This window comes from Enterococcus raffinosus (assembly GCF_001886185.1).
In the GTDB taxonomy this organism is placed as follows: Bacteria; Bacillota; Bacilli; order Lactobacillales; family Enterococcaceae; genus Enterococcus_A; species Enterococcus_A raffinosus.
The window spans coordinates 1-313 of record NZ_JXLA01000134.1 but is presented as its reverse complement, the minus strand read 5'-3'; the positions used below and the strand labels follow the sequence as shown (position 1 = coordinate 313).

The following is a 313-nucleotide window of genomic DNA, read 5'->3' as shown; positions in this document are numbered from 1 at the left end:
CGAGGAAAAACAAGACATACAAAAAATCACGTCGAGACTCGTGGAAAAATACGCATTACGCATTCAATCCATAACCGTCCAAAATCCGCAGACGATAGAAGTGAGTTTGGACATTGGGAAGCCGATACTGTAGCTGGAAAAACTGGTGGTGATTGTTTAGTGACGTTGACAGATCAAAAATCGCGATTCCTTTTAGCAGGAAAGCACCGAGAAAGAAAGCTGCTTACGTGAGCGAAAAAATGATTGAACTTTTAAGCAGTATCCCCAATGAGGTGGTTAAAACTATCACTCCAGATAGAGGAAAAGAATTCTC

The 313-nt window shown here is 41.2% G+C and carries 1 pseudogene; it reads left to right on the top strand.

What is annotated here, in order from left to right:
• Positions 1-313: pseudogene (locus RV13_RS21210) on the top strand (IS30 family transposase); the annotation flags it as partial.